Source organism: Streptomyces sp. NBC_01003, assembly GCF_045162695.1.
Lineage (GTDB): Bacteria > Actinomycetota > Actinomycetes > Streptomycetales > Streptomycetaceae > Streptomyces.
Genome location: NZ_CP108707.1, coordinates 1166494 through 1190933 on the forward strand (window position 1 = coordinate 1166494; position 24440 = coordinate 1190933).

Here is a 24440-nt window from a genome sequence, read left to right on the forward strand (position 1 = left end):
GTCAGGGTTCAGGTGCGGCCCTCTGGCATGCCCCGTGGGGCACGCACCATGAACACGTCGATCGGGTCCTCCGATTCGAGGGTGAAGCCGTGGCGCTCGTAGAGGCGGCGGGCCGCGCTGCCCTGGATAACGTCCAGGCGTACGGTCTCGCCCGCCGCGTCGGCCCGGTCGAGCAGTACGCGCAGGACGGCCGTGCCGAGGCCTCGACCCTGGTGTTCCGGGGCGAGGTAGAAGTGCTCGATCCACTGGCCGCCGGACGGCGACGGGCGCATCGTGACGCTGCCCGCGAACGCGTCGTCGGCCAGGACGACGGAGGTGTACCGCTCGGAGAAGGTGTCGCGCAGCCGCTGCCGGACCCGGTGCTCGTCATAGCGGCCGAGGCGCACCAGGTCCGGTCGCATGACAACGGCGCGCAGCTCGGCGATCGGCTCCACGTCGGCGGGCCCGGCAGCCCTCAGCTCCCACCGGACGCGGGGCGGCGGGCCTGCCTCGGAACGCTCCTGACCAGGCGGTTCCGCGTACTCCGTCGTGCGTGTGTCCATCGCCGAAGTATCACAGAGGCCACGTACGTCCCGGTGCGCCGACCGGGGGCAACGGCTGAGGTTCGGCCCCCGCACGCGGGGGCCGAACCGGGCACTACGCGCGCGTGACGGTCAGCCGCGGGCCGCCAGCAGGTGGTCCATCGCCAGCTGGTCGAGGCGCTCGAAGGCCATGCCGCGGGCGGCGGCCGCCTCCACGTCGAAGCCCTCGAAGGCGCTCGCGTCGGCGAGCAGCCCCGACAGACCGTCGGCGGCGGTGGGCCGCACCAGCTCGTCGAGCCGCGAGGCGCGCAGCGCCTCCTGAACCTCCGGGTCGGCCCGGAACGCCGCCGCACGCTCGCGCAGGATGAGGTAGTTGCGCATGCAGCCCTCGGCCGACGCCCACACCCCGTCGTAGTCCTCCGTGCGCGGCGGCTTGAAGTCGAAGTGCCGCGGCCCCTCGTACCCGGCGCTCTCCAGCAGGTCGACCAGCCAGAACGCCGAGCGCAGGTCGCCCGCGCCGAAGCGGAGGTCCTGGTCGTACTTGATGCCCGTCTGGCCGTTGAGGTCGATGTGGAAGAGCTTGCCCGCCCACAGCGCCTGGGCGATGCCGTGCGGGAAGTTGAGCCCCGCCATCTGCTCGTGGCCCACCTCCGGGTTCACGCCGTACATCTCGGGCCGCTCCAGGCGCTCGATGAAGGCGAGGGCGTGGCCGACAGTGGGCAGGAGGATGTCGCCGCGCGGCTCGTTCGGCTTCGGCTCGATCGCGAACCTCAGGTCGTAGCCCTGCTGAACCACGTACTCGCCGAGCAGGTCGAAGGCCTCCTTCATCCGGTCGAGGGCAGCCCGTACGTCCTTGGCCGCGCCCGACTCGGCGCCTTCGCGGCCGCCCCAGGCGACATACGTCTTCGCGCCGAGTTCGACGGCGAGATCGATGTTGCGGATGGTCTTGCGCAGGGCGTACCGGCGCACGTCTCGGTCGTTCGCGGTGAACGCGCCGTCCTTGAAGACTGGGTGCGTGAAGAGGTTCGTGGTGGCCATCGGGACGATCAGGCCGGTGGCGTCGAGGGCCTGGCGGAAGCGCTTGACGTGCGACTCGCGCTCGGTGTCCGAGGCCCCGAAGGGGATCAGGTCGTCGTCGTGGAACGTCACTCCGTAGGCGCCGAGGTCGGCCAGGCGCCGCACGGACTCGGCCGGGTCGAGGGCGGCGCGGGTGGCGTCGCCGAACGGGTCGCGCCCCTGCCAGCCGACCGTCCACAGGCCGAAGCTGAACTTGTCGTCGGGGGTGGGTCGGTACGTCATGTTGCGGCTCCTCGCCAGTCACGCCTATTTCGTCATGGCACTTTACAAATTAGTATGCGGACACGTCGCTGGGAAGAGGCATATCGGGAGAGCATTGGGTGAACGCTCTGTCGCACATGTACTTCGGACAGCCACGAAATCGTCTTGTCGGGAACGGGAGAGCCGGATGTCATCAGCCGATGGACCACTCGTCGTCGGGGTGGACAGCTCCACGCAGTCCACGAAGGCCCTGGTCGTCGACGCCGCCACGGGCGCGGTCGTGGCGAGCGGTCAGGCACCCCACACGGTCAGCTCGGGGCAGGGCCGCGAGAGCGACCCCGAGCAGTGGTGGACCGCGCTGTGCGAGGCGCTGCGCCAGTGCGGTGACGCGGCGCACCGGGCCTCGGCAGTGTCGGTCGGCGGTCAGCAGCACGGTCTCGTCACGCTCGACGCCGCCGGCCGGCCGGTACGTCCCGCGCTGCTCTGGAACGATGTGCGCTCGGCGCCCCAGGCCCGCCGCCTCATCGACGAGATGGGCGGCCCCAAGGCGTGGGCCGAGCGGGTGGGCAGTGTGCCCGGGGCCTCGTTCACCGTCACCAAGTGGGCCTGGCTGGCCGAGCACGAGCCGGACGCCGTACGCGCCACGGCCGCTGTGCGGCTGCCGCACGACTACCTCACTCAGCGGCTGACCGGCGACGGCACGACGGACCGGGGCGACGCCTCGGGCACGGGCTGGTGGGCCTCGGCCACGGAGTCGTACGACGACGACATCCTCGCGCGCGTGGGGCTCGATCCGGCGCTGCTCCCCCGGGTCGTGCGTCCCGGAGAGGTGGCCGGTACGGTCCACGGCTCGGGTGAACTGCCGTTCTCCAGGGGGACGTTGGTGGCCGCGGGCACGGGCGACAACGCGGCGGCCGCCCTCGGCCTCGGACTCCGGCCCGGCACCCCGGTCCTCAGCCTAGGCACGTCCGGCACGGTGTACGCGGTGTCGCGGCGCCGCCCCGCGGACCCGACCGGCACTGTCGCCGGCTTCGCCGACGCGCGCGGCGACTGGCTGCCACTCGCATGCACCCTGAACTGCACGCTGGCCGTCGACCGGGTCGCCGCGCTGCTCGGCCTGGACCGCGAGGCCGTGGAACCCGGCGGCGACATCACGCTGCTGCCGTACCTGGACGGCGAGCGCACCCCCGATCTGCCGAACGCTTCTGGGCTGTTGCACGGACTGCGGCACGACACCACGGGAGGCCAGCTCCTGCAGGCCGCCTACGACGGCGCCGTCCACGCGCTCTTGGGCGCGCTCGACCTCGTCCTCGACGCTGACGCCGACCTGTCGGTGCCGCTGCTGCTCATCGGGGGCGGCGCCCGGGGAACGGCCTGGCAGCAGACCGTACGACGGCTCTCGGGCCGTGCCGTGCAGGTGCCCGAGGCCCGCGAGCTGGTCGCGCTCGGCGCCGCGGCGCAGGCCGCCGGGCTGTTGACCGGGGAGGATCCGGCGGCGGTGGCGCGGCGCTGGGGAACGGCGCAGGGGCCTGTTCTGGATCCTGTGGAGCAGGACGCGGCGGCGCTGGCGCGGATCTCCGGGGTACTCTCCGACGCGGCCCCGCTCCTGGACAGGGGCCCGCGCTGACCACCCCGCCGACCGAGGATCCAGGAAGGCCGACGGCCGCGTGCGCCGGCCCGACCCCATGGGAGCGTCCGGAGGCATGACCGCACCACTGCACGAGCCCCGGCCCGGCACGCCCGACACCCAGCAGGGCATGCGCCGGCGCAACCTCTCGCGGGTCATGCACGCCGTCGCCACGGACGGACCGTTGTCGCGGGCCACGGTCGCCCAGCACATCGGGCTGACCAGGGCCGCGGTGTCGACGCTCGTCGACGAACTGATCCGGTCGGGTCTGATCGAGGAGCTCGGCCCGCAGCGGCCCGGCAGGGTCGGGCGTCCCGGCTCGGCGCTCGTCGTCAGCCGCAGCGGTCCCGCCGGGATCGGGGCCGAGGTCGGTGTCGACCATCTCGCGGTGTGCGCGGTCGATCTGAGCGGCGGGGTACGCGCGCGTGCCGTGCGCCGCGTCGCCAACCGCGGGCGCGCGCCCGGCCCCGTCCTCAAGGAACTGTCCGTGCTGATCCGGGAGGTGACGGCACGTGCCGAACGGGAGGGGCTGCGCCCGGCGGGCCTCGCGGTCGCGGTGCCGGGCCTGGTCGCGCGCGGCACGCATACGGTGGTCCGGGCGCCCAACCTGGACTGGCACGACACGGACGTCTCCGCGCTGCTGCCGACACCGACCGAGCCACGGTCCGTTCTGCCGCTGAGCGTCGACAACGAGGCGAATTTCGGGGCCCTCGCCGAGCTCTGGCTCGGCGAGGAGACCCCCGCCGACTTCCTGCACGTCTCGGCCGAGATCGGCATCGGCGCGGCACTCGTCGTCGACGGCAAGCTGCTGCGCGGAACCCGTGGATTCGCGGGCGAGTTGGGGCACGTTCCGGTCCGCCCGGAGGGTCCGGCGTGCCCGTGCGGAGGGCGCGGCTGCCTGGAGCAGTACGCGGGCGAGGAGGCCGTGCTGCGCGCGGCGGGCCTCGGCCCCGGCGAGGACCGGGTGGGGCTGCTCGCCGAGCGCGCCGCGGCAGGGGACACGGATGCGCGGCGGGCGCTGCGCGGGGCCGGGGCCGCCATGGGCATCGCGCTGACGGGGGCAGTGAACCTCCTCGACCCTCGGGCGGTCGTGCTCGGCGGGGCGCTGTCGCGGCTCGCGCCGTGGCTACTTCCCGCGCTGGAACGGGAGTTGACGCGCCGGACGGCGACGCCGGCCGACGGGGTGACGGTGTCGCGCCTGGGGTCGGACGGCCCTCTGCTGGGTGCGGCGCACTCTGTGGTGCGGGCGGTGCTCGACGATCCGGTGGCGGCGAGCGTGTAGGACGCCGCTGGCCGTCCGGAGCCCCGGGCCGTGGCGCGCGGGTCGCGTGGACGCCTGCGCCGTGGCGCGCGAAGTGCCAGAGGTTCGGACCTCTGACGTGCGGTTGTTCACAATCGGCGAGTTATCCACAGGCGCGCCGCGCCCTCTTCCGCCCCAACCGTCAAGGCCCTTAACGTAATTCACGCGGGACGCCATCGCCTGGGCGCGGTGGCGCGGTCACGTGGATCGGGGGATTCAGGTGTCGGGGGTGGACGTTCAGAACGGAACGGGACTGCGGCGCGGGGCGATCGGGCTGCGCGAGGTCCTGTTCCAGAGCATCACGGCGATGGCGCCGGCGGCCGCGGTCGCCGCCTCGATCCCGGCGGGTACGGCGTTCGCGGGCGGCAGTCTGCCGCTGTCCGTGCTGATCGCGCTGGTGGCCTGCCTGTTCACCGCGTCGTGCGTGGCGGAGCTGGCACGCGAACTGCCCGCGGCCGGCTCCGTATCGACGTACGCCGCGCGCGGCCTCCATCCGAGCGTGGGTTTCCTCGTCGGCTGGGGCTATGTGTTCGTCGAGGCCCTTGTGCCGCCTCTGCTTCTGCTGCAACTGGGCTTCACCACAGCCGGGACGCTGCACAACGAGTGGTCGTCGTACCCGGCGGACCTGTGGTGGCCGTGGTCGCTCGCCGGAGCCGGGATCATCGCCGTGGCAGGCTACTTCGGAGTGCGTGCGTCGGCCCGCTTCGGGACGGTGCTCGGCGCCTTCGAAGTCGTCGTCTTCCTGGCCTTCGCGATCCTGCTGATCTCGAAGGCGGGCAGCGACAACACCCTTTCGGTGTTCGGCACTTCGCACTCGGCGCAGGGGTACGAGGGCTGGAGCGGCGTCTTCGCCGGTTCGGTGTACACGGTGCTGGCGTTCGCCGGGTTCGAGGCGGCGGCGCCCCTCGCCGAGGAGACCCGCGACCCACGGCGCACCATGCACCGGGCCGTCCTCGGGGCGGCCCTGGCGATCGGGCTCTTCTACGTACTGACGACGTACGCGATGTCGGTGTACTTCGGGCCCGGCAGGTTCGCGACGTTCGGAGCGGAGGGCGCCGCGTCGTGGGAGGGCGTGGCCCGCGCCTCGTTCGGCCTCTTCTGGGTCCTGGTGTTCCTGGCGGTGGTGAACTCGACGATCGCGAACGCCAACGCGTGCGCCAACGTCTCGACACGCACGGCGTTCGCCCTCGGCCGGATCGGCGTCTTCCCGAGCGGATTCGCGCGCCTGCACCCGGTGCGCCGCTCCCCCGTCACCGGCGTCGCCGTCCAGTTCGTCGTCGCGGTCGCGGCGATGCTCGGGCTCGGCTTCGCCTACGACCCGGTGACGGCGTTCCTGCTCCTGGCGACGGTGATCGTCACGGTCATCATCGGTGTGTACATCGTGGCGAACCTCGCCTGTGCCGGGTACTTCCTGCGGCGCGGTCGCTCCGTGCTGCGCCCGGTGCGCCATCTCGTCCTCCCGCTCCTCGGCATCGTCGCCTTCGTGCCCGCGCTGCTGACGGCCGCGGGCCTGCCGGTCTTCGACTTCGTGTCGGAGCTGACGGCGCCGGTTTCTTACGCGGGCCCGGTCGTCGCCGTGTGGATGCTCGCGGGGGTCGTGGTGCTCGCGGTGCTCCTGCGGCGCCATCCGGAACGTATAGCGGAGACCGGACGCGTCCATCTCGACGACGACGCACCGGACGGAGCACCGGACCCGGGCTCGGACCCTGACGCACCCACCTCACAGAGCGGAGCGGCACAGCGATGAACGACCCCAGGATCCTGACCGTGCGGCCCGAACCGGGCGAGTACGCCTACACGTTCGGCGGCGCGCCGCCCGTCGCCCGGATCGCGCCGGGCACGGTCCTGGACCTCTACACGGAGGACTGTTTCGACGGGCGGGTGCGGTCCGAGAAGGACCTGGTGTCGCAGGTGTGCGAGTTCCCGTTCCTCAATCCGCAGACCGGGCCCTTCCACATCGAGGGCGCCGAACCCGGCGACACGGTCGCGGTGCACTTCGTCTCCGTCGAGCCGGCCCGCGACTGGGCGGCGTCCACGACAGTCCCGCTCTTCGGCGCACTCACGTCCACCCACACCACGGCCACGCTCCAGCCGCCGCTGCCCGAGGTCGTATGGATGTGGCACCTCGACCGGGAGCGACGCACCGCCCGGTTCACTGCGCACGACAGCGACCTCCAGGTCGAGCTGCCGATGGACCCGATGCACGGAACGGTCGGCGTGGCACCGGCGAACCTCGAGGTCCGCTCGGCCCTCGTCCCGGACGCGCACGGCGGCAACATGGACTCGCCGGAAATGCGGGCGGGCGTCACGTGCTACCTCGGGGTGAACGTCGAGGGCGCGCTGCTCAGCCTCGGCGACGGGCACGCGCGACAGGGCGAGGGCGAGACGTGCGGCGTCGCCGTCGAGTGCGCCATGCGGACCGTCGTGATCGTCGAGCTCCTCAAGGGGGTCGCGACGCCGTGGCCGCGCATCGAGTCGGACACGCACATCATCTCGACCGGGTCGGCGCGGCCTCTCGAGGACGCGTTCCGGATATCCCAACTCGACCTGGTGCGCTGGCTGGAGCGCGACTACGGCTTCAGTGAGCTGGACGCCTACCAGTTCGCCTCGCAGACCGTCGAGTCGCCGCTCGCCAACGTCTGCGACACGAACTACACGTGCGTGGCGAAGCTCCGTAAGGAGTGGCTGCCGGCACGGGAGACGCATCGCGGGCTGCACGCGCACTTGAGGGACGTCGCCGCGACGCTCCCCCGCCCGGACCACCGCACCTTCTGACGACCCACCGCTCGCTGTTCGCAGTTCGCAGTTCGCAGTTCGCAGACAAAGCCCTGCCCCACCGTCCCCACCAGAGAGGCAGACCAGTCATGGACCGAAGGCCACTTCCGAGCCGGCGCCGGTTACTCCAGGCCGGCGCGCTCGCCGCCGTGCCCGCAGCACTGCTCCCCGCCGCCCGCGCCTCCGCCGGGGCGCAGGCCGTCGACTATCCGGGCGCCGAGTCCGTCCCTGCCAGCACCTCCAACTACACGGCGTCCAGCCGCCCCACCAGCTATCCCCTGAACTACGTGATCATCCACGTGACCCAGGAGACGTACGCCGACGCCCTGGCCATCTTCCAGAACCCGGCCAAGAAGGTCTCCGCGCACTACGTGGTCCGCTCGTCCGACGGCCACATCGCCCAGTGCGTCCGCGAGCGCAACATCGCCTGGCACGCCGGGAATTGGGACTACAACACCCGAAGCATCGGCATCGAGCACGAGGGCTGGGTCGATCAGCCGGAGTACTTCACCGACGCGCTCTACCAGTCGTCGGCCAATCTGACCGCCGCGATCTGCGCCAAGTACGGCATACCCATGGACCGCCAGCACATCCTCGGGCACTACGAGGTCCCCGGCACGGACCACACCGACCCGGGCCCGTACTGGGACTGGTCCCGCTACATCAGGATGGTCAACTTCGCCTGAGTGGTGGCCAGGAGCGCAGCGGGGTCGGCCTGCCCGGCGCGCACGCACTGTGACGCATCCGTGCGGATCAGTGTCGGGACGCTTGTCCGTATGCGTCCCCGGCGCGACGATGTCCCCACAGCGATGCACCGCCGCATCGCCCGCCGGGGAGGCCGATTTGACCGATCCATGGGTGGCCCTGGAGCCGGGCACCGATCCGTCCGAGCGGGTACGGGTCCTGCGCCGCGCGCACGAGACGTTCACCGCCGCGGGGACCGTGTCCCGCCCGGTGCGCTCCGTGGTGGCCGATTCCTGGCGGCGCTCCGCCGGAGCGCACGTCAGCCCGGACGCCTCGGCGTCGGTAGAGCTGAGCGACGGCGACCTCGGGGCGTACCGCGCCGAGCATCCGCTGGCCCGCGTCATGCCGCTGTTCCGTGAACTCATGGGCACGTTCGCCCAGGACGGCGAGCATCTGCTCGCCGTGTGTGACGCGCACGGCAGGCTCCTGTGGGTCGAGGGCGACCGGACGACGCGGCAGCGGGCGGGGAAGATGAACTTCGTGCCGGGCGCGCGCTGGTCGGAGACGGCGATGGGGACGAACGCGCCGGGCACGGCCGTGGCGGTCGACCGGCCCGTCCAGGTGTTCGCCGCCGAGCACTTCATCCGGCGTGTCCAGCCGTGGACCTGCGCGGCGGCCCCCGTGCACGATCCGCGTTCGGGGCGGCTGCTCGGCGCCGTCGACATCACGGGCGGGGACGGGCTTGCCCATCCGCACAGCCTGGCGTTCGTGCAGGCGGTGGCTCGTGCGGCGGAGTCCCAGCTGGCGCTGCTCGCGCCGCCGCCTTCGGACGCGGACAGCCTCCGGCTCACCGCGCTCGGCCGGGACGAGGCGCTCCTCATCACGAGCGGCGGACGCAAGATCCGCCTCAGCCGCCGGCACAGCGAGATCCTCGTCCTGCTGGCCCGCCACCCGGAGGGCCTGACCGGCGACGAGCTGCTGTGCGCCCTGTACGAGGACGAGTCGGTCACACCTGTGACGCTGCGGGCCGAACTGGCGCGCCTGCGCCGGGTACTCGGCCCCGACATCCTCGGCTCGCGCCCCTACCGCCTGGCGGCGCCCGTCGAGTCCGACTTCGGGGCGGTCGAGCGGCGCCTGGGGACGGGCGCGGTGACGGCGGCCGCCGCCGCGTTCGGCGGACCGCTGCTGCCCGGCTCGCAGGCCCCTGCCGTCGTTCGTATACGGCGCAGGCTCACCGACGAGATCCGTGCCGCGCTCATCGCGCGTGGCGACCCCGACCTGCTGGCGGACTGGGCGCACGCACCGTGGGGCGAGGAGGACCTCGACGTGTGGCGGGCGCTGGCCACGGTGCGCCCCGCGCCGTCCGTGCTTGCCCGCCTCAGGGAACTCGACGCGGAGCAGGCCGCGCCCGGCCCCCCGACGTCGTACGCAACCTATCTGCAACGTCCGCGCGCCTAGCCTCCGTGCGAAAGCTGCCCAACGGCGGGCGGCTCGCACGGGAGGCCAGCCAAGATGACCCTTTACGCAGCGCCCGGTACCAACGGCTCAGTCGTCTCCTACCAGGCCCGCTACGACCACTTCATCGGCGGCGAGTACGTGCCGCCGGCCCTCGGCCAGTACTTCGAGAACCCGAGCCCGGTCAACGGGAAGCCGTTCACGGAGATCGCCAGGGGCACCGAGGCGGACGTCGAGCGCGCCCTCGACGCGGCGCACGCCGCCGCGCCCGCCTGGGGCCGTACGTCGCCCACCGCGCGCGCCGACATCCTTCTCAAGATCGCCGACCGGATGGAGGCGAACCTCGAGAAGCTGGCGGTCGCCGAGACCTGGGAGAACGGCAAGCCGGTCCGCGAGACGCTCGCCGCCGACATCCCGCTCGCCATCGACCACTTCCGCTACTTCGCCGGCGCCCTGCGCGCCCAGGAGGGCTCGCTCAGCGAGATCGACGACGACACGATCGCGTACCACTTCCACGAGCCGCTCGGCGTGGTGGCGCAGATCATTCCGTGGAACTTCCCGATCCTGATGGCCACTTGGAAGCTGGCCCCGGCCCTCGCGGCGGGCAACGCGGTGGTCCTCAAGCCCGCAGAGCAGACCCCGGCGTCCATCCACTACTGGCTGAGCCTGGTCGCCGACCTGCTGCCGCCGGGCGTCGTGAACGTCGTCAACGGCTTCGGCGTGGAGGCGGGCAAGCCGCTCGCGTCCAGCGCGCGCGTGGCGAAGGTCGCGTTCACCGGCGAGACGACGACGGGCCGGCTGATCATGCAGTACGCGTCCGAGAACATCAAGCCGGTCACCCTCGAACTCGGCGGCAAGTCGCCGAACATCTTCTTCGACGACGTGTGGGCGAAGGACGACGACTTCCGCGACAAGGCCCTCGAGGGCTTCACGATGTTCGCCCTCAACCAGGGCGAGGTCTGCACGTGTCCCTCGCGGGCGCTGATCCAGCAGGGCCACTACAGCGAGTTCCTCGACGCGGCGATCGCGCGCACGGAGGCCATCAGGCCGGGCAACCCGCTCGACACCGACACGATGATCGGCGCCCAGGCGTCCAACGACCAGCTCCAGAAGATCCTCTCCTACCTGGACATCGGCCAGCAGGAGGGCGCCAAGGTCCTGACGGGCGGTCAGCGCATCGAATACGACGGCGAGTTGGCGGGCGGCTACTACGTCCAGCCCACCATCTTCGAAGGCAACAACCGCATGCGGATCTTCCAGGAGGAGATCTTCGGCCCGGTCGTCTCGGTCGCCTCCTTCGCCGACTACGACGACGCCATCAAAATCGCCAATGACACGCTGTACGGCCTCGGCGCGGGCGTGTGGACCCGGGACATCAACACGGCCTACCGCGCGGGCCGTTCGATCCAGGCGGGCCGAGTCTGGACGAACTGCTACCACGCGTACCCGGCCCACGCCGCCTTCGGCGGCTACAAGCAGTCGGGCATCGGCCGCGAGAACCACAAGATGATGCTGGAGCACTACCAGCAGACGAAGAACGTTCTTTGTTCATACAGCCCTAAGAAACTTGGGTTCTTCTAGAGCCTCAAGTTGGGTGCCTGGAGGGAGCTTTACCCTTCCAGGCACCCACAGCCCCGCAGCCCCTATCCGTGACCATTCAGCAACCTTCCGGACCCGTTCGCCGCGAATCTGCGCGCGCCGTGGACCAGTCACGGACCAGCTGGGTCGCTACGTTGCATCGCCCTCGGCGGGGCGAAGCATGCGAAGAAGTGCGAGACGACGTCGGGTGACGGGCGCGATCACACGGCAGTGGGCTCTCGGGTGGTCTCGAGGTCGTTGAGCACCGCGAGGACTGGCTTCTCCACATTGTCAGCCCAACGAGCAAGCTCGGAAAGCAGGCTGGAAAGGCTCAGTGCCTGGTCAGGACGGACCGACGATCAGTCAGTGGCTGACTGTACGAGAGGCGTCGGCTGGACGCTCGGTCGGCGGTTCGGGGTGTATGCCCAGGTGCGGAGTTGCTCTACGGCTTTGCCGATGCGGAAGACGGTCGGGTCGTCATAGGTGTGGCCGACGATCTGGACGCCGGTCGGAAGGCCCCAACTGGAGTGGCCGCTTGGCACGTTGAGGACGGGGCAGCGGTTGCTGATGTTGAAGGGCAGCGTCATGGTCGCCCACAGCGGCTCGCCGTGGTCCTCGCCGTTCACCACCAGACGCCCCAGGAGATCGTCTCCGGCGGGCAGTCCCGGAACGGCCGTGGTCGGACAGATCAGGGCGTCGAAGGGGGCAATCGCCTCAGCCAGTTCGCGCTGCAGCCGGGTCTCGACGCGCAGGCCGTCGAGGTAGGTGACCTGCTCACGGGCGACGGCCATGGTGTCGGCGAAGGCTGCCGCGTACGGCGACATCCGGTCGCGGTGCTCGGCTTCGATCTCGCGGACGAGGGCGCCGAAGATCGTGGAGAAGTGTGCGGCGGCACTGATGAGGAGGTCGTCCTTGGTCCACGGGAGTTCGATCTCCTCGACGATCGCGCCCGCGTCGGTGAGGGCGCTGGCGACGGCGCGGGTGTTGGCCTCGATCTCCGGGTGGACGTCGTAGGCACCCAGGCGCAGGCACAGGGCGATGCGCATCCCGGCGACCGCGTCGTACTCGGTCGGCAGGACGAGTTTCGGGCGCAGCGACACGTGGTCGCGCGGGTCGGGGCCTGCCAGGACGTTGGCGAAGGTGATGCAGTCGTCGACGGTGCGTGCCATGGGGCCGTCCCCGCGGTAGTGGTCGGCGGACAGCGGTGCGACGCCGGGTATCCGGCCGTACGGGGCCTTGTACCCGACGGTGCCGGTGAAGGCGGCGGGGATGCGGGTCGAGCCGCCGATGTCGGAGGCGGAGGCGAGCAGCGCGGTACCGGCGGCGAGGCAGGCGCCCGCGCCGCCGGACGAGCCGCCGGGGGTGAAGTCGGGGTTCCACGGATTGCGGGTGACGCCCCACAGGCGGCTGTGGGTGAAGGTGGCGATGGAGAACTCGGGGGTGGCGGTGCGGGCGTGGACGATGCCGCCCGCGTCGAGGATCCGGTCGATGACCGGGGCGTTCTCGGTCGCGGTGTTGCCGACGTTGACGAGGGAGCCCTCGGTGAGGGAACGCCCGGCGATGGCGTGCTTCTCCTTGGTGGCGACCGGGATGCCTTCCAGCGGGCGCGGCGTCAGGCCGCCCTTGCCGAGGAAGCGGTCCTCGGCGTGCCGGGCCTGTTGGAGTGCCTCGTCGAAGAGCTGCTCGGTGAAGGCGTTGACGACCGGTTCGGTCTGTTCCGCGCGGGCGATGACCGCGTGCATCAGCTCCACCGGGGAGAGCTCGCCGGCGTCGAAGAGCCGTCGCGCCTCGGTGGCGCTGAGGTAGGCGAGATCGGCACCGGCGTCGTTCGGGTTCATACGGACTTCCTTACGGATAAAGGGACTTCACGGACGAGGGTGGGTAGGGGCTGTCAGCCGAGCAGTCGTTTGAGCGCGGCGTTGATCCAGGCCGTCGCCTCCCCTGCGGCAGGGCTGAGGTGGTCCATGCCGTAGAAGCCGTGGACGAGGCCGTCGAACCGCCGGTGCGCGACGCGTACGCCGGCGCCCCGCAGCGCTTCGGCGTACGCGTCTCCCTCATCACGCAGCGGGTCGTACTCCGCGGTGGCCACGACGGCCGGAGCGAGCCCGGACAGGTCCTTCGCCCGCAGGGGTGCGACCCGCGGGTCGGCGCCGAACGCGGCGGAGGCAGGATCGGAGGGGCTGACGCCGAGGTACTGCTCGAAGAACCAGTGCAGTTCTGTGGTGGTGAGGAAGTAGCCTTCGCCGTTCTCGGCCCGCGACGGGTAAGCGCCGGACATGTCCGTGCTGGGGTAGACCAGGAGTTGGGCGGCGAGCGACAGTCCGTCGGCGTGGGCCTGCTGTGCGCACACGGCGGACAGCGTCGCTCCGGCGCTGTCGCCGCCGACGACCAGCCGGGCAGGGTCGCCGCCGAACGCGTCCGCGTGCCGCGCGACCCAGGTCAGGGCGGCGTAAGCGTCCTCGACCGCGGCGGGGAAACGATGCTCGGGCGCGAGCCGGTAGTCGACGCTCACCACGACGGCGTCGAGGTCGCGGCACAGGTTCCGGGCGTGCACGTCGTGTGTGTCGAGGTCGCCGGCCACCCAGCCGCCGCCGTGCAGGTACACCACCGTTGGCACGGGCGTCGTGGCATGCGGCCGGTAGACGCGGGCCGGGACGGAATCCGCCAGCACCGTCGAGGTCACCGTCGCGACCTCGGGCTTTGCGGCCTGGTCGAGGTGGTCGGCGGTCAGCGCCCGCAGCCGGGCTCTGGCCCGTGCAACAGCGTTCTCCCCTGGTTCTGGGGCGCCGAGTTGCTGGAGCCTTCGCAAGAACGCGGCAATGTCCGGGTCCAGAGGCACGTCACTTCTCCTGTCGGTCGCCGGCACACAGCCAGTGGGCGGCCGCCGCGAGCAGCGCCGTCACGCCGGTGTGGATCGTGGGTTCGGGTACGGGGGCGAAGTACGGAGAGTGGTTGGCCGGGACCGTGTCTGGCAGGCCGTCCGTCAGCAAGGTGTCGGGGTCGATGTGCTCGAAGTGGGCCGGGTCGCCGCCCCCGAAGTGCCAGAAGACCGAGGGAACACCGAGCGCCGTGCCGAAGGTGCCGAAGTCCTCGCTGCCGGTGAGGGGTTCGGGAAGGGTGAACACCCGCTCACCGCCCAGGACTTCGGCGATCGCGGTCAGTACGGTGCCGGTGGCCGCGGTGTCGTTGACCGTGACGGGGAAGGCGTTGAGAGCGGTGATTTCGGGCTCCTTGGGCGCGCCGGACGCGGCCGCCTCGGCACGGACGATCCGTTCGACAGCCGCCAGGACCCGCTCCCGTACGACGGGCGTCGTGGAGCGAATGTTGATCCGCAGGTCCGCCGTGTCGGGAATGATGTTCTCCTTGGTGCCCGCGTGCAGCGAACCGACGGTCACCACGGCGGTCTGCGCCGCCCCCACCTCCCGGGAGACGACCGTCTGCAGCCGCATGACGACCGCGGCGGCCATGACGATCGGATCGACGGTCGTCTCAGGCGTGGAGCCGTGTCCGCCGCGGCCGTGAAGGCGGACCCGCAGGCTGTCGGAGGCGGCCATCACCGTGCCCGGGCGGGTACCGACGAGACCGACGGGGGCCGGGGACACATGCTGGCCGAGGCAGACATCCGCGCGTGGAAAGCGGTCCAGGAAGCCGTCCTCGATCATGGCCGGTGCCCCGCCGACCTCCTCCGCCGGCTGGAACACCGCGACGACCGTGCCATGCCATTCCCCACGGGCGGCGGCGAGTTGGGCGGTCACGCCGAGCAGGCAGGTGACGTGCATGTCATGGCCGCAAGCGTGCATGACGGGAACCTTGTTGCCCTCGCCGTCGACGCCCATCTCCTGGGAGGCGTACGGCAGTTGCGTCCGCTCCCGCACCGGGAGCCCGTCCATGTCGGCGCGGAGCAGGACCACCGGGCCCTCGCCGTTGGCCAGGACCCCGACGACACCGGTGCCGCCGACGCCCTCGGTGACCTCCCAGCCCTGCTGGCGCAGCCGTTCCGCGACGACTCCGGCCGTACGGAACTCCTGGAAGGACAACTCCGGGTGGGCGTGCAGGTCCTCGTAGAGGGCCATCAGGCCGGGCAGCCGCTCCGGGAAGCCGGACAGCAGGCGCGCGATGGGGGCGGCGGTCATGAGTGCTCCTTTGCGGGCGTGGGCAGGTCGGACGCGCCGGTGACGGTCCGGAAGGTGGCGGCGTCCTGCGGGGTGAGAAGCGCCATCACAAGAGCGATGGCCGCGCCGAGCACCAGGGAGGCGAAGGCCACCTTGAAGGAGAAGGCGTCGGCGAGCGCGCCGATGACGGGCGGGGCGACCATCCCGGCGACCTGGCCGCCGAAGACGATCGCGCCACTGCCCACGCCGACGTCCTCGGGCGCGAGGCCGCCCAGCGGCACGGCAAGGATCGGCATGTAGCACAGGGAGACGGCGGTCGTGGCGAGCGTGCCGAAGACGATGAAACCGATGAGCGACGGCGAGAAGACCATGAACAGCAGCGTCACGGCAGCCACCGTCATGCCGGGCACGATCACCCTGCGGTGGTGGCCGCCAAGACGGTCCGCGAGCCGCCCGCCGACGACGATCGCGCCGGTCGCGGCGAGACCGGGAATCGCCACGAGGGCCCCGGTCGAGGCGAGCGAGACGCCGTACTCCTCGCTCACATAGGACGGGATCCACGTGCTGAGACCCCACACGATCACGCTGTAGCCGAACATCATGGCGCTGAACCGCCAGATCACGCCTTGACGCAGGACGCCGCCCGCGCGCCGCCGGGCGACGCGGGTCTCCGGCTCCGTCGGCGGCAGCGGCGCGGGGAGCCACACCCGTATCGCCACCAGGACGAACACGCCGAGGGCCGCCGTCGAGTAGAACGCCGAGCGCCACCCGAAAGCGGCGATCAGAGGCGCGACGAGGAGCGGGGTGAGGACCCCGGCGAGGGCGTTCGAGCTCATGATCACGCCGTTGGCGCCCATGCGCTGGGCCGGTGTGGTCCGCTCGACGAGGACCTTCATCGAGGCGGGCGGGAAGACGCCCTCGGCCGCGCCGAACGCGAACCGCATGAGCAGCAGGACGGCGAACGACCAGGCGAAGCCGGTCAGCGCGGTGAACACCGACCAGGACAGCAGGGCCCAGAGCATGATCCGCTGGGCACCGTACCGGTCGGCGAGCAGGCCGCCGGGGATCTGGCACAGGGCGTAGGCGAGGAAGAACGCCGAGACGATCAGGCCCTGTTCCCCGCGGCCCACGTCGAACTCGTCGCCGATGGAGGGCAGGGCAAGGTTGATGACGAGCCGGTCGGCGTAGTCGACCAGCCAGGCGGTGAACAGCAGCACGATCGTGATCCGGACGGTTCTGCGGACGGGCTGCAGGGGCGGAGCAGACACGCGGCACTCCTTCGACTCCGGGTGGCCGAAGCCGGGGCTGGGAATCGGCCGGAAGTGCCCCTACGATCCGGTCCGTGACAGGAATCCCTGGAGAATTGCAGGAAAACATCTCAGGAGAAGCCACAGTCCCTGATTCCCGCGGGACCGGCGGGGCTGCTCCGTTCTCCGAGTTGGACCTGGCCCTCGTCGACGCACTCCAGGCCGCTCCCCGGGCACCGTGGGCCCGGATCGGCAGGGCCCTCGGCGTGGACGCGACCACGGCGGCCCGCCGCTGGGAACGGCTGCGCGCGGGCGGTCTGGCCTGGGTCAGCGCGTACGACTCCGCGAAGGCGACGACCGTCGCCTACGTCGAGGTCAGGTGCCGGCCCCGGGCCGTGGAATCCGCCGGCGCCGCCCTGGCCGACATGCCCTGGGTCTTCAGCGTCGACGAGACGGCCGGCGACTTCGATCTCCTGGCGTCGGTCGTCGCTGCCGACCTGCCCTCCCTCGGCCGCTCGGTGCACGGTCTGATCGGCGGCCTGAGAGGCGTACGGTCCACCCGCACACGCCTCGGCATCACCCTGTACAGCGAGGGCGGCGACTGGCGCATGCGGGCCATGCAACCGTCCGGCGACGCGGGGCTCTCCGCTCCGCGCACCTCGCACCCGACTCCGTACAGCGCCCATATGCACCACCGGCCGCCGCCCGAGGATCAGGCCCTTCTCGAAGCCCTCGGCCGTGACGGACGCCTCGGCTACACCGACCTGGGCACCGCGACCGGCATGAGCGAACACACCGCCCGCCGCCGGCTCCAGCGGATGGTCCGCGACAGGGACATCACTTTCCGCTGCGACCTGGCCCATCCCCTCGCCGGGCTCTCGACGGTCGTGCTCTACCGCACCGCGGTCCCCCACACCCACCTCGAGGCCACGGGCAACGCGCTCGCCCGAAGGGAAGAGGTCCGCCTGGCCGTGTCCGTCAGCGGCTCCGACAACCTCCTCGTCATGGTCTGGCTGCGCGGCCTGCACGCCATCGACCCCTTCGAGGCGCACCTCGCGGAACGCTTCCCGCACCTGAAGGTCAGCGACCGCACCGTCTTCCTCCACACCCGCAAACGCATGGGCCGGCTCCTCGACACCACCGGCCGCGCCGTCGGACACGTCCCCTTCTCCCTGCCGCAGGTCTGACCCCTACGACTGGACCGCGTTCGCCGTCAAGGTCGAGAAGGTCCTCAGTTCTGGCGACGACGCGGCGGCGAGTTCGGTGGCGATGGCCCGGAGCAGGTCGCGGGGGACGAGGCCGACCGCGAACGTGGCGATCTGGAGCAGGGACAACTCCGCGGCCATGCGGGCGAACGGCCCATCCAGGAGTGCCGCGAAGTGCGCCCGCAGGATGCGTTCGCCCTCGGTGTGCGCGAGCAGGTCACGCAGCGGTACGTGGACGCTGAGCGGGCCTGGGGGGAAGTCCTCCGGGCGGGGCGGGGGTTCGGTGGACGCCTCCACCTGGGGGCGCTGCGTCCGGGCGAGCAGATGCGCTTCGGTGACCGGGCCTGACTCCGGCAGTCCGAGCCGCACGTACTGCTCGCGCGGAGCGTCCGAGGTCCTCAGCAGGTCGGTCAGCAGCGTCGCCATGCGCAGCTCCAACGCGTCGTCGACGAGCGAGTGTTGCTGCTCGGGGTCGGTTTCCAGGTCGTAGAGCAGGGTTCCGAAGGCGTACGGGTTGGACATGGCGTGGCCCGGCACCTTCACCAGCGGCACCTCTTTGGTGAAAGAGAACGGTGGTACCAGTTCGGCGCCCTTGAGCTCGGCGGGGGCGAAGCGGCCGCGCATGTGGGTGGGCATGAGGGTGTGCTCGTGCAGGGGCTGGTTGGTCCGCTCCGCGCTCGCCCGCATGTAGACGTGGCGGCCGTCGGTGACGCTGACGTGGCCGCCGAAGGCGCCGAACAGGCCCGCTTCGCGTACGGGGGTGTCGTCGGTGACGGTCCGCTGCAGCGGGTGGCCCTGCATGTCGGGGGTGGGGGCGAGGCCGAAGTGGTCCAGGAGCGTCGGTGCCAGGTCGATGGTCTGGACGAGAGAGGTGCGGCGCTCGCCCTGGACGCGGCTGCGCGGGTCCCAGATGAACAGAGGGGTGTGGATGGTCTCGTCGTACCAGGGCTGGACGTTCTTGCCCCACCAGCCATGCTCTCCGAGCAGCAGGCCGTGGTCGGTGCAGACTATCAGCAACGTGTCGTCCCACAGAGCGAGTTCGTCCATGGTGTCGAGGACTCGGCCCAGGGAGGCGTCGCACATGGACAGCAGGGCCGCGTACTCGCGGCGGGCATGGTCGACCTGTTCGTCGCTCTCGCTGACCTGTTTGTAGTCGGGCCAGTCGAAGTGAGGGCCGTCGTAGGCGTGCGCGTAGTGCTGCTTGTGGCGGGCGTAGCTGAAGAACGGCTCGTGCGGGTCGAACGTCTCGATCTGCAGGAACCAGTCGTCCTCGGCGTGGTTGGTGTACAGGAACTCCAGGCCCGCGTCGAAGGTGCGGGTCTGCGGGTGGTCGGCCTCGTCCGCGAGGTACTGGCGGTTGATCCAGTCCTGTCGCCAGCCCTCCCCGCGACGCACGCGGACGGCGTCGGGAATGTCGGGGTCGGCCACGTGCCCCTTCCAGGGGTCGCCCTCCTGGCCGCGGAAGAACTCGAAGGTGCGGTAGCGGCCGTGATAGGTGGCGCCGCCGTCCTCCCAGTAGTGCTGATGGTCCGTCACCAGGTGGGTGTGGACGTCGTGTTCACCGAGGATCTGGGGCATCGAGTCGTCGAAGGGTTCGAGCGGGCCCCAGCTGCGGTGCAGGAAGTTGTGGCGGCCGGTGTGCAGTTCGCGGCGGGCCGGCATGCACGGCATGGAGCCCGCGTAGCAGGTGTCGAAGGTGGCCGTGCGCTCGGCGAGGCGCGTGAAGTTCGGGGCATGGATTTCCTGTGCCCCGTAAGGCGGCAGGAAGCGCCGGTTGAGCGTGTCGAACATGACCATGATGGCTTTCATCGAGCCTCTTCCCCTGCCACGATTCCCCGTGCTTATGTGCATACGAACATAGGTCGGGGTTGTCGACGGAGACAACCCCCGGTACCCGGAGGATCAGAGCCGAGATGAGCGATACCCGCGCCCCCGCACGCTGCTGCATGCCGACCGGCGGAGGACCGGCGGCCGCCTCCGTGGCCGTACCCCTGACCGCGGCACCGGGCCGGGTGCGCGACGGGCGGAGGATGGTGTCGCTGCCGGGCGGCGAGTTCCTGATGGGCGCGGACGACGCCGAGGGCTTCGCCGGGGACGGCGAGGGGCCGGTGCGGGCGGTGCGGCTCGACCCGTTCCGCATCGACGTGTGCGCGGTGGCCAACGAGCAGTACGCGACGTTCGTCGAGGCCACCGGGTACCGCACCGACGCCGAGCGCATCGGCTGGTCGTACGTGTTCGCCGGCTTCCTGCCGGCGGCTCTGCGGCGCGGCGCTCCCCGGCCCGAGCGAACCCCCTGGTGGTGCGGGGTACGGGGCGCCGCCTGGGACCGGCCGGAGGGACCCGGCAGCACGCTGGAGGGGCGCGGTGACCACCCGGTCGTGCACGTGTCCTGGAACGACGCCGCCGCGTACGCCGCGTGGGCGGGCAAGCGGCTGCCGACCGAGGCCGAGTGGGAGTACGCCGCCCGCGGAGGGCTCGAACAACGGCGTTACCCCTGGGGTGACCAGCTCGACCCCGACGGCAGCCACCGCTGCAACATCTGGCGCGGCACCTTCCCCACGAAGAACACCGCCGTCGACGGATATCGCGGCACGGCCCCCGTCGACGCCTTCGAGCCCAATGACTTCGGCCTGTACAACACCTCCGGCAACGCGTGGGAGTGGTGCGCCGACTGGTGGACCACGGACCACGGATCCGCCCGGCCGCTCGTCAACCCCCAAGGCCCGCGCGGCGGTTCGGACAAGGTGATCCGTGGCGGCTCGCACATGTGCCACGTCTCGTACTGCAACCGCTACCGCGTCGCGGCCCGCACCGCCAACAGTCCGGACAGCTCCAGCGGACACGCGGGTTTCCGCTGTGTTGCACCCGCGTGAAGACTCTTGACACCGTCCGGGCGGCGGGTGAATCTGAGCCTAGCTAGGTTCCTGCGAACATAAGAGGTTCGGATGCAGCTCGACTACGTGATCCTCGGTGCGCTGGCGCTTCGCCGCCTGTCCGGCTATGACCTGCGTCGCTGGATGGAGGGTCCGGGCCGCTACATTGGCTACGGCGTCAAGCTGCCGCAGATCTACCGCAGGCTCGGCACCCTGGTGGAGCGCGGCTGGGTGGACTTCGATGTCGACCCGCGCGAGGGCCGCCCGGACGCCAAGGTCTACCGGCTCACCGAGGTGGGCGAACAGGCGCTGCTCGCGTGGGCGCGTTCCCCGTACGAGCCGTCGCCGCGCCCCATGGACCCCGAGTTCAAACTGCGCTTCATCTTCGCCGGGCAGCTCGACCCCGAGATCGCCCTGGACGTCGTACGCACCGAGCTGGCATACCGGCTCAAGCACGACGCGCTCAGCGCCACGCTGTACGTCCCAGACCCGTACGAGCCGCAGATCGACGGCCTCGACGGGGACTGGGCCCGCGAGGTGCACACCATGGCCCACGAGCACGGCTACGCGTTCGCGGCCTCCTACATCGCCTGGCTCCAGCTGACCGAGGCCCGCCTGGAGGCGCGGCTCGGCCGCTGACCCCGCCCCACCTGGCCCCTCCTCGACATCCCCCATACCGCTTCCGCAGCACGTGGCGAGCCGCACCGCCACGTGGCGGTCGCCCCTTGCCCGATCCCCGACCGGGAGCCGCACATATGCGCATCATCTACGTCGACGTGGACACCCTCCGCGCCGACCACACCACCCCGTACGGATATCACCGGCCCACCACCCCCAACCTGCAGAAGCTCGCCGACAAGTCCGTCACCTTCGACCGCTACTACTGCTCCGACTCTCCGTGCCTGCCGTCCCGCACCGCGCTGACCAGCGGCCAGTTCGGCATCACGAACGGGGTGATCGGGCACTTCGGCCCGGCCGCCCAGTTCCGGCTCGACGCCGGGCACGGCCCCGAGCCCGACCGGCCACTGCTCGGCCAACGCCTCGGCTTCGGCGGGTACTACACCGCCGCCGTGTCGGTCTTCGCCGAACGCCACCGCGCGTACTTCTTCCACGCCAACTTCCGCGAGTCGGTCCGCGCCACCGACCGGATGGGTGACGAGGAGGCGCACGACGTCAACCGCGCCGCGATCGACTGGCTGCGCCGGCACGCCGACGACGACAACTGGTATCTGCACCTGACCTATTGGGACCCGCACACCAACTACACGCAGCCCGCCGAGTGGACCGAGGAGATGGCCGCTTCGGGGCCCGTGCAGTCCTGGCCGGACGAGGAGACGATCGCCGCGCACGCCGAGGTGTACGGCCCGCGCAGCGCTCTCGACCTGCACTACTCGATCCGCGGCGCGGGCACCTCGCCCGTCCCGCACAACATGCCGGACGCGATCCGCTCCCGCGCCGACTTCGAGCACCTGATCAACGGCTTCGACGGCGCCATCTCCTACTGGGACCACCACTTCGGTCAACTCATGGCCGCACTGGAGGAGTTGGGCATCGCCGACGACACCGCGGTGATCGTCAGTGCCGACCACGGGGAGTCCTTCGGCGAGCTGGGCTCGTACGCCGAGCACGGGCACGCCAGCGAGCCCGTCCAACGCGTCCCGCTGATCGTGCACTGGCCAGGGCTCACCGACCGGCTGCCCGAGGAGGCCCGCCGCAACGACGCCCTCCTCTACAACATCGACCTCGCCCCGACCCTGTGCGATTTGCTCGGCTTGGACGTCCCTGCCGGATGGCAGGGAGAGTCGTTCGCACCCGCGGTCCGCGGCGAGCACATCGACTCGCGCGAGTACCTCGTCCTCGGCCACGGCGCCCACACCTACCAGCGCGCCGTCCGCACCCGCGACCACCTCTACATCCGCACCTACCACCCCGGCAGCTTCCGTACCGAGTGGGAGCAACTCTTCGACGTCACCAAGGACCCATACCTGACACGGGACTTGAGGGACGACGAGCCCGACCTCGTGGCACTGATGCGGTCTCATCTCGCCGAGTGGTGGCACGAGTACGCGGGCCGCCCCGGCGCCCTGCCCGACCCCATGCAGACCACCCTGCAGACCGGGCCCACGTACTACAACGACCCCGCCCGCTACGCCGCGCACCTGCGCGCCACCGACCGCGCCCACCTCGCCGACGACCTGGAGCAGCGCCTCGCCACGCTGAACATCCCCGTGTCCTGGCATGCCCCCGACCGGCCCCGCACCGCGGAGCTCCTCGAACGCTGGGTCCACCTGCTGCAGACCCGTGACCAGCGCACTCCCACCCAGCAGGACGGCTGAGCCTCCCCACCCGCGCACGCACCCCGCACCGGCAAAGGAGCCGAGATGCCCACCGATGCCGTACCACCAGTGCCGCCCGTACCCGTGCGATCCGTCCCGCCGCCCACGAAGGCGCCACCGCCCGGCGCCCCTCGCCGATGGCGTCAACTCGCCCTCCTGGGTGGGCTGCTGAATGTGGACAACAGCGAGTCCAGTGTCCAGTCCGTCCTCTTTCCCGCGCTGCGCGCCTCCCTCGGGCTTCCGCTCGCCGCGCTCGGCCAGCTGGTCGCCGCGAGCAAGCTGGCCCACGCCGTCGCCGGGCCCCTCTGGGTCGCGCTGGCCCGCCGATGGCCGCGCAAGAACGTCCTCGCCGTGTGCTGCGGATTCTGGGGCGTGTGGACCGCGGCCATGGGCCTGGCCCAGAACTTCGTCCAGCTCCTCGTCCTGGGCACCATCGCCTCCGCCGGGATCGCGGGCGGCGGACCGCTCGTCAACGGCCTGGTGGCCGACCTCTTCGACGACGCCGACCGCGGCCGCGCGGCCGGTGTGCTGTACGGCATCGCGGCGCTGGGCCTCGGTATCACGGGTCCGCTGCTCGGCCTGCTCTCGGACGTGGAGAACGGCTGGCGGTACGGATTCTTCGCCTCCGGCACCGTCCAGGTGGTCTTCGGCGTGCTGATCCTCGCCTTCCTCCGCGACCCGGGCGTCGGCGCCAGGGACGGCGCCGGCTCCGGACCGGCCGCCGTGGCCCGGCTGACCCGGGCCCAGTTCCGCGGCCTGCTGCGCAACCGCACCCTGCTGCTGATCTGCGTACAACGCCTGACCACCGGGCAGTTCATCCTGATCAGCTTCGGAGTCACCTTCCTGGTCGACGAGCGCGGCTTCACCAACGCCACCGCCTCCCTGGTGACACCGGCCGTCACCGTCACCTACCTGCTCGGCACGTTCCTCGGCGGCTTCGTCGCCGACCGGGTCCACCGGCGGCACCCGCGCACCGGCCGGATCGCGGCCATGCAGACGGCGATCGTCGCCTATGCCGTGGTCGCCTACGCCGCCACCCAGATCGACTGGGGCCCGATGTGGGTGTACATGGTGGTGTTCGGCCTGGTGGGCGGCGTGCAGAGCGTCAATCCCGGCATCAACCGGCCGGTGGTGATGTCGGTAGTGCTGCCCGAACTGCGCAGTGCGGCCTTCGCGTTGATGCTCTCCGTCGAGGCCGCCGGGTGGGCCATCAGTTCTCTCCTGGTCGGCTACCTCGGCGACGCGTTCGGCCTGCAGACGGCATTCCTGTGGCTGGCTGTCGTCCTCATGCTGGCCAACGGCGCCCTGGTGACGCTGCTCTACCGGCCCTACGTGCGCGACGCCGCCGCCGTCCGGTCGGAGCTGGCCCGCCGCGCCGCCGCCACCATCGGAGGAGCGAAGCAGGCATGACCACCGTGACCGAGATCGTCCAGGCCCCGCACCCGGAGA

Annotated in this window: 19 protein-coding genes; 12 read left to right on the forward strand and 7 right to left on the reverse strand. The window is 71.2% G+C overall.

What is annotated here, in order from left to right; translation table 11 throughout:
- Positions 1-8 precede the first annotated feature (8 nt).
- Together OG698_RS05585 and xylA are read right to left on the reverse strand one after the other, a co-directional pair.
- Positions 9-458, reverse strand: a complete 450-nt coding sequence (locus tag OG698_RS05585) for a GNAT family N-acetyltransferase (RefSeq protein WP_406110863.1) — start codon at positions 456-458, stop codon at positions 9-11.
- A 195-nt stretch (positions 459-653) separates the two neighbouring features.
- On the reverse strand, positions 654-1820 hold the full coding sequence (xylA, locus tag OG698_RS05590) for a xylose isomerase (protein WP_406101784.1): 1167 nt from the start codon (positions 1818-1820) through the stop codon (positions 654-656).
- A 166-nt stretch (positions 1821-1986) separates the two neighbouring features.
- On the opposite strand from xylA, the gene xylB reads away from it, so the two are divergent.
- From xylB to OG698_RS05625, 7 genes are all read left to right on the forward strand, one after another.
- The gene (gene xylB / locus OG698_RS05595) at positions 1987-3426 is read left to right on the forward strand and encodes a xylulokinase (RefSeq protein WP_406101785.1); all 1440 of its coding nucleotides are present in this window, start codon (positions 1987-1989) and stop codon (positions 3424-3426) included.
- 76 nt (positions 3427-3502) lie between these two features.
- On the forward strand, positions 3503-4708 hold the full coding sequence (locus OG698_RS05600) for an ROK family protein (RefSeq protein WP_383083006.1): 1206 nt from the start codon (positions 3503-3505) through the stop codon (positions 4706-4708).
- Positions 4709-4955: 247 nt separating this feature from the next.
- The gene (locus OG698_RS05605; RefSeq protein WP_406101787.1) at positions 4956-6473 is read left to right on the forward strand and encodes an APC family permease; all 1518 of its coding nucleotides are present in this window, start codon (positions 4956-4958) and stop codon (positions 6471-6473) included.
- Positions 6470-7501 (forward strand): acetamidase/formamidase family protein, encoded by a 1032-nt coding sequence (locus tag OG698_RS05610; protein ID WP_329566319.1) that lies wholly within the window; start codon positions 6470-6472, stop codon positions 7499-7501. Before OG698_RS05605 ends, OG698_RS05610 begins: the two co-directional genes overlap by 4 nt.
- An 89-nt stretch (positions 7502-7590) precedes the next feature.
- Positions 7591-8187 carry an N-acetylmuramoyl-L-alanine amidase gene (locus OG698_RS05615; protein ID WP_406101789.1) on the forward strand — a complete coding sequence of 199 codons (597 nt, stop codon included), beginning with the start codon at positions 7591-7593 and terminating at the stop codon, positions 8185-8187.
- A 157-nt stretch (positions 8188-8344) separates the two neighbouring features.
- Positions 8345-9643, forward strand: a complete 1299-nt coding sequence (locus tag OG698_RS05620; protein ID WP_406101790.1) for a GAF domain-containing protein — start codon at positions 8345-8347, stop codon at positions 9641-9643.
- Between the two features lie 54 nt (positions 9644-9697).
- Positions 9698-11221: an aldehyde dehydrogenase family protein gene (locus tag OG698_RS05625; RefSeq protein ID WP_406101792.1), complete on the forward strand. Its 1524-nt coding sequence runs from the start codon at positions 9698-9700 to the stop codon at positions 11219-11221.
- A 356-nt stretch (positions 11222-11577) separates the two neighbouring features.
- On the opposite strand, the gene OG698_RS05630 is transcribed toward OG698_RS05625, so the two are convergent.
- From OG698_RS05630 to OG698_RS05645, 4 genes are read right to left on the reverse strand one after another with little or no spacing between them, the layout of a single operon-like run.
- Complete coding sequence (locus OG698_RS05630; RefSeq protein ID WP_406101794.1) at positions 11578-13056, reverse strand: amidase; 1479 nt, start codon at positions 13054-13056, stop codon at positions 11578-11580.
- A gap of 53 nt (positions 13057-13109) precedes the next feature.
- The gene (locus tag OG698_RS05635; RefSeq protein ID WP_406101796.1) at positions 13110-14057 is read right to left on the reverse strand and encodes an alpha/beta hydrolase; all 948 of its coding nucleotides are present in this window, start codon (positions 14055-14057) and stop codon (positions 13110-13112) included.
- 1 nt (position 14058) lies between these two features.
- On the reverse strand, positions 14059-15351 hold the full coding sequence (locus OG698_RS05640; RefSeq protein ID WP_406101798.1) for an amidohydrolase: 1293 nt from the start codon (positions 15349-15351) through the stop codon (positions 14059-14061).
- Positions 15348-16598 carry an MFS transporter gene (locus OG698_RS05645; RefSeq protein WP_406101799.1) on the reverse strand — a complete coding sequence of 417 codons (1251 nt, stop codon included), beginning with the start codon at positions 16596-16598 and terminating at the stop codon, positions 15348-15350. Before OG698_RS05645 ends, OG698_RS05640 begins: the two co-directional genes overlap by 4 nt.
- Before the next feature lie 170 nt (positions 16599-16768).
- Here OG698_RS05645 and OG698_RS05650 point away from each other — a divergent pair, with 170 nt between their 5' ends.
- A complete protein-coding gene (locus tag OG698_RS05650) occupies positions 16769-17764 on the forward strand; it encodes an Lrp/AsnC family transcriptional regulator (protein ID WP_406101800.1) in 996 nt (331 codons plus the stop codon).
- Between the two features lie 3 nt (positions 17765-17767).
- Here the strand turns inward: OG698_RS05650 and OG698_RS05655 are convergent, their stop codons facing one another.
- Positions 17768-19591, reverse strand: a complete 1824-nt coding sequence (locus OG698_RS05655) for a sulfatase-like hydrolase/transferase (RefSeq protein ID WP_398376993.1) — start codon at positions 19589-19591, stop codon at positions 17768-17770.
- Between the two features lie 104 nt (positions 19592-19695).
- Between OG698_RS05655 and OG698_RS05660 the strand changes: the two genes are divergently transcribed.
- The 4 genes from OG698_RS05660 (at position 19696) to OG698_RS05675 (ending at position 24401) form a co-directional block, all read left to right on the forward strand.
- Positions 19696-20655, forward strand: a complete 960-nt coding sequence (locus tag OG698_RS05660) for a formylglycine-generating enzyme family protein (RefSeq protein WP_406101803.1) — start codon at positions 19696-19698, stop codon at positions 20653-20655.
- A gap of 72 nt (positions 20656-20727) precedes the next feature.
- Positions 20728-21294, forward strand: a complete 567-nt coding sequence (locus OG698_RS05665) for a PadR family transcriptional regulator (RefSeq protein ID WP_116505658.1) — start codon at positions 20728-20730, stop codon at positions 21292-21294.
- A gap of 116 nt (positions 21295-21410) precedes the next feature.
- Positions 21411-22991: a sulfatase gene (locus OG698_RS05670; protein WP_406101804.1), complete on the forward strand. Its 1581-nt coding sequence runs from the start codon at positions 21411-21413 to the stop codon at positions 22989-22991.
- 45 nt (positions 22992-23036) lie between these two features.
- Positions 23037-24401, forward strand: coding sequence for an MFS transporter (locus OG698_RS05675; RefSeq protein ID WP_116505662.1), 1365 nt, complete (start codon positions 23037-23039; stop codon positions 24399-24401).
- Positions 24402-24440: the final 39 nt, after the last annotated feature.

Excerpts from the sequence above, each read along its gene's own strand:
- xylA (WP_406101784.1), bottom strand. The coding sequence starts at position 1,820 with ATGACGTACCGACCCACCCCCGACGACAAGTTCAGCTTCGGCCTGTGG.
- OG698_RS05625 (WP_406101792.1), top strand. The coding sequence starts at position 9,698 with ATGACCCTTTACGCAGCGCCCGGTACCAACGGCTCAGTCGTCTCCTAC.
- OG698_RS05665 (WP_116505658.1), top strand. The coding sequence starts at position 20,728 with ATGCAGCTCGACTACGTGATCCTCGGTGCGCTGGCGCTTCGCCGCCTG.
- OG698_RS05630 (WP_406101794.1), bottom strand. The coding sequence starts at position 13,056 with ATGAACCCGAACGACGCCGGTGCCGATCTCGCCTACCTCAGCGCCACC.
- OG698_RS05610 (WP_329566319.1), top strand. The coding sequence starts at position 6,470 with ATGAACGACCCCAGGATCCTGACCGTGCGGCCCGAACCGGGCGAGTAC.
- OG698_RS05640 (WP_406101798.1), bottom strand. The coding sequence starts at position 15,351 with ATGACCGCCGCCCCCATCGCGCGCCTGCTGTCCGGCTTCCCGGAGCGG.
- OG698_RS05675 (WP_116505662.1), top strand. The coding sequence starts at position 23,037 with ATGCCCACCGATGCCGTACCACCAGTGCCGCCCGTACCCGTGCGATCC.
- OG698_RS05660 (WP_406101803.1), top strand. The coding sequence starts at position 19,696 with ATGAGCGATACCCGCGCCCCCGCACGCTGCTGCATGCCGACCGGCGGA.
- OG698_RS05600 (WP_383083006.1), top strand. The coding sequence starts at position 3,503 with ATGACCGCACCACTGCACGAGCCCCGGCCCGGCACGCCCGACACCCAG.
- OG698_RS05670 (WP_406101804.1), top strand. The coding sequence starts at position 21,411 with ATGCGCATCATCTACGTCGACGTGGACACCCTCCGCGCCGACCACACC.
- OG698_RS05655 (WP_398376993.1), bottom strand. The coding sequence starts at position 19,591 with ATGAAAGCCATCATGGTCATGTTCGACACGCTCAACCGGCGCTTCCTG.
- OG698_RS05615 (WP_406101789.1), top strand. The coding sequence starts at position 7,591 with ATGGACCGAAGGCCACTTCCGAGCCGGCGCCGGTTACTCCAGGCCGGC.
- xylB (WP_406101785.1), top strand. The coding sequence starts at position 1,987 with ATGTCATCAGCCGATGGACCACTCGTCGTCGGGGTGGACAGCTCCACG.